The sequence below is a fragment of the Actinocorallia aurantiaca genome (assembly GCF_039533685.1).
Taxonomy (GTDB): Bacteria; Actinomycetota; Actinomycetes; order Streptosporangiales; family Streptosporangiaceae; genus Actinocorallia; species Actinocorallia aurantiaca.
This window is the reverse complement of sequence record NZ_BAAATZ010000029.1, coordinates 104,758-113,739: the sequence shown is the minus strand read 5'-3', so window position 1 is coordinate 113,739 and position 8,982 is coordinate 104,758. Positions and strand designations below refer to the sequence as shown.

The 8,982-nt window shown below is 71.2% G+C and carries 8 protein-coding genes; 2 read left to right on the top strand and 6 right to left on the bottom strand.

Annotated elements, in window-relative coordinates; all coding sequences use genetic code 11:
• Positions 1 to 4 precede the first annotated feature (4 nt).
• From ABD327_RS28415 to ABD327_RS28390, 6 genes are all read right to left on the bottom strand, one after another.
• On the bottom strand, positions 5 to 1,213 hold the full coding sequence (locus ABD327_RS28415) for an amidohydrolase family protein (protein WP_344454712.1): 1,209 nt from the start codon (positions 1,211 to 1,213) through the stop codon (positions 5 to 7).
• Positions 1,214 to 1,280: 67 nt separating this feature from the next.
• Positions 1,281 to 2,387 (bottom strand): acyl-CoA dehydrogenase family protein, encoded by a 1,107-nt coding sequence (locus ABD327_RS28410; RefSeq protein ID WP_344454710.1) that lies wholly within the window; start codon positions 2,385 to 2,387, stop codon positions 1,281 to 1,283.
• Complete coding sequence (locus ABD327_RS28405) at positions 2,384 to 3,574, bottom strand: acyl-CoA dehydrogenase family protein (RefSeq protein WP_344454708.1); 1,191 nt, start codon at positions 3,572 to 3,574, stop codon at positions 2,384 to 2,386. The genes ABD327_RS28410 and ABD327_RS28405 overlap by 4 nt, the downstream gene beginning before the upstream one ends.
• Positions 3,571 to 4,353, bottom strand: coding sequence for an enoyl-CoA hydratase/isomerase family protein (locus ABD327_RS28400; RefSeq protein ID WP_344454705.1), 783 nt, complete (start codon positions 4,351 to 4,353; stop codon positions 3,571 to 3,573). Before ABD327_RS28400 ends, ABD327_RS28405 begins: the two co-directional genes overlap by 4 nt.
• Positions 4,350 to 5,297, bottom strand: coding sequence for an acyl-CoA dehydrogenase family protein (locus ABD327_RS28395; protein ID WP_344454703.1), 948 nt, complete (start codon positions 5,295 to 5,297; stop codon positions 4,350 to 4,352). Before ABD327_RS28395 ends, ABD327_RS28400 begins: the two co-directional genes overlap by 4 nt.
• The gene (locus ABD327_RS28390) at positions 5,294 to 6,445 is read right to left on the bottom strand and encodes an acyl-CoA dehydrogenase family protein (RefSeq protein ID WP_344454700.1); all 1,152 of its coding nucleotides are present in this window, start codon (positions 6,443 to 6,445) and stop codon (positions 5,294 to 5,296) included. Before ABD327_RS28390 ends, ABD327_RS28395 begins: the two co-directional genes overlap by 4 nt.
• Positions 6,446 to 6,788: 343 nt before the next feature.
• Between ABD327_RS28390 and acuI the strand changes: the two genes are divergently transcribed.
• Together acuI and ABD327_RS28380 are read left to right on the top strand one after the other, a co-directional pair.
• Positions 6,789 to 7,772, top strand: coding sequence for an acrylyl-CoA reductase (NADPH) (acuI, locus tag ABD327_RS28385; RefSeq protein WP_344454697.1), 984 nt, complete (start codon positions 6,789 to 6,791; stop codon positions 7,770 to 7,772).
• Positions 7,773 to 7,783: 11 nt separating this feature from the next.
• A complete protein-coding gene (locus ABD327_RS28380; protein ID WP_344454695.1) occupies positions 7,784 to 8,965 on the top strand; it encodes an FAS1-like dehydratase domain-containing protein in 1,182 nt (393 codons plus the stop codon).
• Positions 8,966 to 8,982: the final 17 nt, after the last annotated feature.

Below are 8,982 nucleotides of genomic sequence, written 5' to 3'. Positions count from 1 at the left end.
CCGCTCAGGGGACCTTGATGGTGGCGGGGTCGGCCGGGGTGAAGTCGTAGACCCGCGACGCGTTACCCACCGTGATCTTGTGCTGGACGTCCTCGGGAAGGTGCCCGAGCCACTTGTTCGCCCTCTCGATGGTGTCGGGCCAGGTGGAGTCCGAGTGCGGGTAGTCGCACTCGAGCATCACGTTGTCCTCGCCGATGACGTCCAGCAGCCGCAGGCCCGCGTGGTCCTCGATGAACGTCCCGTAGACGTGGTCCTTGAACAGCCTGCGGATGTCGGTGTCCAGGTCGAAGGAGGCGGAGCCCTTCTCCTCGCCCCGGTCGTGCGCGGCGTTCATGTCGATGTCGAAGCGGGAGGCCCAGTACTTCTGCTTGTCGACGACCTGCTCGGCCCGCTCCAGGAAGTAGGGGATCCAGCCGATCGAGCCCTCCGAAAGGGCGATCTTCAGGTTGGCGAACCTGGTGAAGTTGCCGCTGAACAGCCAGTCGAGCAGTGTGCCCGCCTGGTTGGCCGCCGCCGAGTAGGCCATGAACGCCAGCGTCGGCATGTCGTCGGACGTGCGGATCAGGTTGGACGAGGAGCCCACGTGCATCGACACGACCAGGCCTGTCTCGTCGCAGGCCCGCCAGACCGGGTCCCAGTGCCCGGTGTGGATCGACGGCAGCCCGAGCTTGGTCGGGTTCTCCGAGAACGCGATGGACTTGGCGCCCAGGCCCGCGGTCCGCTCGATCTCCGCCGCCGCGGCGGCCGGGTCCCAGAGCGGGATGATCATCATCGGGATGAACCGGCCCGGGTGGGCCGCGGCGAACTCCTCGAGGATGAAGTCGTTCCAGGCCCGCACGCACAGGAGCGCGAGCTCCTTGTCCTTCGCCTCGTGGAAGACCTGTCCGCAGTAGCGCGGGAAGGACGGGAAGAGCATCGAGGCCAGCACCCGGCCCTGGTCCATGTCGGCGACCCGGGCCGCGGGGTCGTAGCAGCCGGGCCGCATCTCGTCGTAGGTGATGGGCTCGGGCGAGAACTCCTCCCGCCGCTTTCCGGCCACGGCGTTGAGGCCGGTGGTGACGATCTGGCGGTCCTCGTAGACCCAGAACTCCGAGTCGCCGTCCCGCACGATCCGGGGCCCGGTGTCCCGCCATCGCCCGGGCAGCCGTTCCCGCCACAGGCGGGACGGCTCGATGAGGTGGTCATCTACCGAGATGAACCAGCTGAATGCCATGTGAGAACTCCCCACTGCTCCGCTCGGGAAAGAGCCGCGCTAAGAAAGCGAACGCTCACATACCACCTTAGGCGTCGAGCCGCCCCCGCACCAGAGGCGAGTACCTCTCGGCCAGACGCCGGCGATGGGCGGCGGCGGAACCGAACAGCGAGCGGTTGAGCGCGGCGCGCTTGAGGTAGACGTGGATGCCGCTCTCCCACGTGTAGCCCATGCCCCCGTGCAACTGCATCGCCTTGCCCGCGACCTCGACGGCGGCGGAGCAGGCGTAGGACTTCGCCATGGACGCCGCGACGGCGGCCTCCGGAGCGTCGACGACCTGGGCCCGGACCGCGGCGTCGACGAGTTTCCGGGACACCGTCACCTGGACGAGCATGTCGGCGCACGCGTGCTTCACAGCCTGGAAGGAACCGATCGGGCGGCCGAACTGCTCCCGCACCCCGGCGTAAGCGACGGTGGCGTCCAGCATCGCCTCACTCAGACCGAGGCTGTCGCAGGCGACGGCGACCGCGGCCCGGTCGTAGAGCCGCTGGACGACGGCACCGGGATCGCCTCGAAAGCGCCACACCGACTCCGCGTCCACGCCGACCCCGTCGGCGGCGACCGAGCCGAAACGGCGGGTCTCGTCGAGGACCGGCTGCTCGGCGACGTTCAGGCCCGCCGCTCGCGGATCGGCGCTCACCACCACGGGGACGCCGTCCGGATCGAGAGCCGGGAGCAGCAGCCGGTCGGCTTGGTGCGCGTCGGGGACGAAGGTGGCCGTGCCATGCAGAAGCGGCCCGTCCGGGGTCCGGTCGATCCAGAACGGCACACCTCTGGTGGCGCCGCCTTCCAGCGCCACCGCCGGAACGACGGCGCCCGACACGGTCTCGAGGAGCAGGGCGTCTCTGCCGGGTCTCGGCTCCAGCAGGTTGAGCGTCCCCACGCCGAGGACGGCCGCCGTCGGGTACGGGCCGGATGCCGCCGCGCGGCCCGTCTCCCGGAGGATGACGGCCACCTCGGCGAAGGTCGCGTCAGCGCCGTCCAGCTCGTCCGGCGCCTCGAGGCCGAGCCATCCGGCTTCGGCGACCGACCGCCAGTCGGCGGCGGCCCCGGCTCCGGCCTTGCCGAGCAGGTCGCGGGCGACCGCGCGCAGCTCGCCGTGGAGCTCGGCGAGCTCGGATTCCTGTGCGGTCATCGGTTCCCCTTCGGTTCGCGGGGCAGGCCGAGACCGCGCTCGCCGATGATGGAGCGCTGGATCTCGCTGCTCCCGCCCGGGATCGTCCATTCCCACGAGCCGACGAAGTCCAGGACCCAGGCCCCCGACTCCCACCCGCTCGACAGAGGTTTGCGCAGCACGGTGTGGGCGGCGAGCCCCGCGGTCTCGGCGCCGAAGTCCGTCATCCTCTGCAGCAGCTCGCTGTAGTACAACTTCACGATCGAGGCGTCCGCCGGGCCCGGACTGTCGTTGGCGACGAGTTCCGAGCAGAGGGCCCGCAGCCCGGTGAGCTCGGTCTCGAGCTCCGCCAGCCGGTCCCGCACCAGCGGATCGTCGATCGGGCGCGCCCCTTCGGGCCCCGGCCGCGCGCACAGCTCCACGAGCCACCGGAACCCCCCGTTGCCCAACCGTTCGGCCAGTTCCAGCATGGTCATGCCGCGTTCGGCGCCCAGCGTCTCCTGTGCCACCCGCCAGCCGTCGTTCTCCGGCCCGATGAGGTTTTCGGCCGGGATGACGACGTCGTCCAGGAAGATCTCGCAGAAATGGTGCTCCCCCGTCGCCTGCCGGATGGAGCGTACGTCGACGCCGGGCGTCCGCATGTCCATCAGGAAGTAGGAGATGCCGCGCCGCTTCGGAGCGTCCGGATCGGTACGGGCCAGCAGCAGGCACCAGTCGGCGTGCGCGGCGCCGCTCGCCCACAGCTTCTGCCCGTTGACGACGTAGGTGTCGCCTTCCTTCCGAGCGCTCGTACTGAGCGCCGCGAGATCGGACCCCGCCCCCGGCTCGGAGAAGCCCTGCACCCAGATCTCCCCGTCGAGGATCGCCGGAAGGTGCTTCTTCCGCTGCTCGTCGGTGCCCGCCGCCAGCAGCGTGGACGCCGCGTGGTGGATCGACACGAAGGCCAGCACCAGCCGCGGCGCGTCATGCGCGGCGAGCTCCTGGTAGAGCACGACCTGCTCGGCCACGGACATCCCGCCGCCCCACTCCGCCGGCCAGTGCGGCACCGCGAAACCCGCCCGCCGCAACTCCTGGAACCACTCCTTCTGAAAGGCCACGAACTCCTCGTCCGGCACCCCCGTCTGCGCCCCCCGCCAGTCGCCCGGAACGTGCGCCCGGCACCAGTCCCGCACATGCGCACGGAACCCGTCGAGATCCGTATTCGTCATCGGCGGGCCTTTCTCGCCAGGGTCAGCAGGCGCTCGCGGTGCTCGTCGGAGCGCATGGTGACGGCCTCGGCGGCGAAGCCGGCCTGCATCGCGCCGCTCAGGGCCTGTGACAGGTGCATGTTGGTCACTCGCTTCGTGCCCTGGAGCGCCTCCTTCGGCTGGGCGGCGAGGCGGCGGGCGAGTTCTCGTGCCTGCGGGAGCAGGTCGTCGGGAGGGGTGGTGCGGGTGGCGAGGCCCAGGTCGACGGCGGTGGCGGCGGGGATGCGCGCGCCGGTGTACAGGTATTCGCGGGATCGCAGGATGGGGGTGAGCAGCGGCCAGAATGCGGCGCCGCCGTCGCCCGCGACCAGGCCGACGCTGACGTGCGGGTCGGCCAGGTGCGCGGACTCCGAGATCAGCACGATGTCGCAGAGCACGGCCAGGCTGCAGCCGAGACCGACCGCCGGGCCGTTGACGGCGGCGACCACCGGCAGGGGGAAGCGGAGCAGCTCCTCGATGATCTGCGCGCCCTCGCGCAGACTCTCGTCGCGGGCGACGGGGTCGTCGAGGAAGGAGGTGATCCAGTCGAGGTCGCCGCCCGCGCTGAACGCCCGGCCCGCCCCCGTCAGGACCACGACCCGGGCCTCGGCGTCCTGGGAGAGGCGCTGCCAGACGTTGGCGAGCGCCCAGTGCAGGCGCTTGTTGACGGCGTTGAGCTCCGCGGGCCGGTTGAGGACGACCGTGCGGACGGGGCCGTCGATCTCGACGGACAGCTCTTCGGGCAGGTCGTCGTACTTCACGCCGTCACCTCCGTGTCGCGGAACAGGCCGGTCAGGCCGCGCCTGCCGATCTGCCGGGTCAGCCGGTCCCGGGTCGCGGACAGGCCCAGGGGCAGCCGCCGGATCGGCTGGCTGTAGCGCGACACCCACGACAGGGCCGTCTCGTCGCAGAACCCGACGGCCCCGTGCAGCAGGTGCGCGGTGCGGAACACGGTCTCGGCGGCCTCCAGAGCCGCCAGCCGGAGCGCCAGCGCGTCGTCGAGCGCCTCGCCGAGTCCCGCCTGGACGCTCCACAGCGCGTACCGGGCGAGCATCTCCACCCCGCTGCGCTCCACTTCGGCGTCGGTCAGCTGGAACCGGACGCCCTGCTGCTCGGCGAGCGGCTTGCCGAACTGCCTGCGGACGAGCACGTGCGACCGGGCCAGCTCGATCGCCCGGTCGAGCATCCCGAGGAGCGTCCAGCACGGCAGGACCAGGCCCAGCGCCACGTCCCGTGCTCCGGCTCCGTCGATCGGCGTGAGATCGAGTTCCGTGACGAACGCCGAGGTCCGGGCCAGCGCGCCGGGCTCCCGGCTGACCGCCTGGCTGCGCAGCCCGTCCGGCGTCACCGCCGCCCAGCGGAGCCCGAGCCCCGCCACCGCGCCTTCGGGAACGACGCCGTCGACGACCACCAGCCCGTCGACGTCGAGGTCGGCCGGACGCGCGAGCCGCTCCGCCACCGGATAGGCCAGGGCCCAGTACCCGGCGCTGCGGCACAGCGCCGCCGCGGCCTCCAGGTCGTCGGCGTCGCCGCGCGGCTCGAGCTCCCACGCTCCGAGCTCGCCCAGCACCGGCTCCACGAGGCTCCCCCGCCGCCCGGGCTCCTCTTCCGCGAGCCGCACGAGCCGGTCCCCGCCCGCGGCCTCGATCGCCCGCAGCGCCTCCCGCCCGTACTCGGCGGCTTCCGCGCTCAGATCGATGTTCATGACTTCTCCTCCAGGAGGGCGCGGGCGAGCAGGACGCGCTGGATGTCGATGCTGCCCGAGGCGACGGTCGAGGCGTGCGAGTAGCGCCAGTGGTCCTGCACCTCGGAGCGGAAGCGGCTGGTCTCCTCCCCTTCGCGCGGTGTCAGGGCGGCGATGTCCATGAGGACCTCGGCGCTCTCCTGGTCGAGTCTGGTGACCGCGATCCGGTACGCCGCGGCGTCGCCGGGCCTCACCCGGCCCTCGTTCTGCAGGGCGATCACCCGGTAGGCGAGCAGGCGGGCGCGGCGGCAGTGCGTCAGCATCCGCGCCCACCGGACCCGCAGCTCGGCGGGGAGGTCGTCCCACGCGTCGCCCAGCACTCCGGGCGCGGCCTGGAGCAGCATCTCGCAGCGGGCGTACCGGGCGATGCCCACGCGCTCGAACGCCAGGACCTCCTGGACGACCTTCCAGCCCTGGTCGACCTCGCCGAGGACGTCGGCCTCGGTGACCCGCAGGTCGTTGAAGAAGACCTCGTTGAGGTGGTGCGGGCCCATCAGGCAGTCGATGGGCCGGACCTCGATGGCGGGGTCGTCCATCGGCACCAGGAAGATCGTCAACCCGTCCTGCCTGCGCTCGCCCCTGGAGGTGCGGGCCAGCAGGAAGCACCACTGCGCCATGGTGGCGTAGGACGTCCAGACCTTCTGGCCCGAGACGAGCCAGCCGTCGCCGTCCCGGCGGGCGGCGGTGCGCAGCGACGCCAGGTCGGAGCCGGCGTCGGGCTCGCTGAAGCCCTGGCACCAGATCACCTCGCCGCGCGCGATCGGCGGGAGGTGCCTGCTCCGCTGCGCGGCGGTGCCGTGCCTCATGATCGTCGGTCCGACCCAGTTGACGCCCATGTACTGGGCGCCGCGCGGCTCGTGCCCGGCCCACATCTCCTCGCGCACGACGGTCTGCTCCCACACCGAGGCGTCCCTCCCGCCGTACTCCTGCGGCCAGGCCAGGCAGAGGAGGCCGCGCTCGGCGAGCAGGCGGCAGAACTTCTGCGCCGTCTCCAGGTCCGCCGGGTCGTCCGTGAAGGCGCCGAGGTAGTCCGGCGGGACGTGCTCCGACACCAGGGCGCGCAGCTCGTCCCGGAGCTCCGCGGCGGCCGTGCCCATCGTGAAGTCCATGAGGGCAACGTAGATTTTCCTTATAAGGATTGCAATACTTGCTGCTTGTCTTCCGGGAACGCTACGATCCGCCGTACCCCCGAAGGCCGCGTCCCGAGACCCGCGCCCGGGGCGCCGCGGCGTCCGCCGGCACCGGAGGGCCGGGCCGGACGGGCGGCCCGGCTCCACGCAATTCCTCCGACCATCCCTTCGCACTTCCTTTCGACCGATCCGAAGTGATCTATCAGCCCCCTCGAAGCAGAGGACGGGTTGACGCACCGATCACGTCGTGTAAAAATCCCGAATCATATGAGAATAACGTTCTCAATCCTGAGATTGATATAACCAGAGGGGCGGGTACTTCATGTTCTCGGCAATTCTGCTCGAGAAGAATGAGTCGGGGCAGACCGTCGCGCTCACCGGCCTGGACGAGGCGCGGCTCCCCGAAGGGGACGTCACCGTCGAGGTCGAATACTCCACGCTGAACTACAAGGACGGCTTGGCCATCACCGGTTCGTCACCCGTCGTCCGCAGGTTCCCGATGGTCCCCGGGATCGACTTCGCGGGCGTCGTCACCGACAGCACGCACGCGGAGTGGGAGAAGGGCGACCGCGTGGTGCTCAACGGCTGGGGCGTGGGCGAGACGCACTGGGGCGGCCTGGCCCAGCGCGCCCGGCTCGACGGGGACTGGCTGGTGCCGCTGCCCTCCGCCTTCACCGGCCGCCAGGCGATGGCGATCGGCACCGCCGGCTACACGGCGAGCCTGTGCGTCGACGCCCTGCTGGCCCACGGCGTCGTCCCGGACCGGGGCGAAGTCCTGGTGACCGGGGCCACCGGCGGCGTCGGCAGCATCGCGATCGCGCTCCTGGCGAAGGCCGGCTTCGAGGTGGCGGCCTCCACCGGGAAGCCCTCGGAGGAGGAGTACCTGCGGCGGCTCGGCGCCACGACGGTGCTGGACCGCGCCGAACTCTCCGCACCCGGAAGACCCATGCAGAAGGAGCGCTGGGCGGCCGTCGTCGACACCGCCGGCAGCCACACCCTGGCGAACGCCTGCGCCCAGACGCGTTACGGCGGCGCGGTCGCCGCGTGCGGCCTGGCCCAGGGAATGGACTTCCCCGCCAGCGTCGCGCCGTTCATCCTGCGCGGCGTCTCCCTGCTCGGCATCGACAGCGTGATGGCGCCCAGGCCGCGGCGCCTCGCCGCCTGGGACCGGCTGGCGCGGGATCTGGACGCGGGCGCACTCGACGAGATCGCGCGGGAGATCGCGCTGGGCGACGTCATCTCCGCCGCGGACCGGCTCATGAAGGGCGAGGTCCGGGGCCGCATCGTCGTCGACGTCAACCGATAGCAGGGAGCGACATGAGCGAGAAGACCCCCGAACTCGACCTCTCCGACGTCGACCACCGCGTCGGCAAGCCGGTCGGCGGCGGCCAGCTGTGGGATCCATGCAGCTCGTCGGACATCCGCCGCTGGGCGATGGCCATGGACTACCCGAATCCGCTGCACTGGGACGAGGAGTTCGCCCGCGAGTCCCGGTACGGCGGGATCGTCGCACCGCAGTCCATCGCCGTGGGCCTCGACTACGGGCACGGCGCGCAGCCCGCCTGCGTGGGACACATCCCCGACAGCCACCTGATCTTCGGCGGCGAGGAGTGGTGGTTCTACGGCTGCCCTGTGCGGCCGGGAGACAAGCTGTTCCAGGAGCGCCGCTTCCACGACTACAAGGTGGCCGAGACGAAGTTCGCCGGGCCCACGATGTTCTCCCGCGGGGACACCACCCACACCAACCAGCACGGGGTCCTGGTGGCCCGCGAGCGCTCGACCGCGATCCGCTACCTCTTCGAGGAGGCCAGGAAGCGCGGCATGTACGAGAACCAGCTCGGCGAGGTGAAGCGCTGGACCGAGACCGAGCTGGCCGAGGTCGGGAGGGTCCGCCACGAGTGGCTCATGTCGAACCGGCTGGGCGTCTCGCCGCGCTTCGAGGAGGTGAAGGTCGGCGACACGCTGCCCCGCAGGGTCATCGGACCGCACAGCATCGCGAGTTTCACCACCGAGTACCGCGCCTTCCTGTTCAATATCTGGGGCACCTTCCACTGGACCGCCCCGCCCGGCCTCGAGGACCCCTGGATCAACCAGGACCCCGGCTGGGGCCCGGGCTTCGGCTTCGACGAGGAGGGCGCCCGGATCGACCCGCGCAAGCGCGACGGTCTCTACGTGGGCCCCTCGCGCGGCCACATCGACGGCGACAAGGCGAGCGAGGTCGGCATGGCGCGCGCCTACGGCTACGGCGCCACGATGGGCGCCTGGTGCACCGACTACCTCGCCTACTGGGCCGGCCACGACGGCATGGTGCGCCACTCCAAGGCGAACTTCCGCCTCCCCGCCTTCGAGGGCGACGTGACCTACTTCGACGCCGAGGTCGTCGGCAAGGAGGCGTCGTCCGCGTGGGGCGTGCCGCTCGTCCAGGTGAAGCTGCGGCTCACCGACCAGAACGGCGGGGTGCTGGTGGACTGCACGGCCGAGATCGAACTCCCCTTCTAACCCGACCAGGACACAGA

Coding starts and splice junctions, on each gene's coding strand:
- ABD327_RS28405 (WP_344454708.1), bottom strand. CDS start 3,574: ATGACGAATACGGATCTCGACGGGTTCCGTGCGCATGTGCGGGACTGG.
- ABD327_RS28380 (WP_344454695.1), top strand. CDS start 7,784: ATGAGCGAGAAGACCCCCGAACTCGACCTCTCCGACGTCGACCACCGC.
- ABD327_RS28410 (WP_344454710.1), bottom strand. CDS start 2,387: ATGACCGCACAGGAATCCGAGCTCGCCGAGCTCCACGGCGAGCTGCGC.
- acuI (WP_344454697.1), top strand. CDS start 6,789: ATGTTCTCGGCAATTCTGCTCGAGAAGAATGAGTCGGGGCAGACCGTC.
- ABD327_RS28395 (WP_344454703.1), bottom strand. CDS start 5,297: ATGAACATCGATCTGAGCGCGGAAGCCGCCGAGTACGGGCGGGAGGCG.
- ABD327_RS28390 (WP_344454700.1), bottom strand. CDS start 6,445: ATGGACTTCACGATGGGCACGGCCGCCGCGGAGCTCCGGGACGAGCTG.
- ABD327_RS28415 (WP_344454712.1), bottom strand. CDS start 1,213: ATGGCATTCAGCTGGTTCATCTCGGTAGATGACCACCTCATCGAGCCG.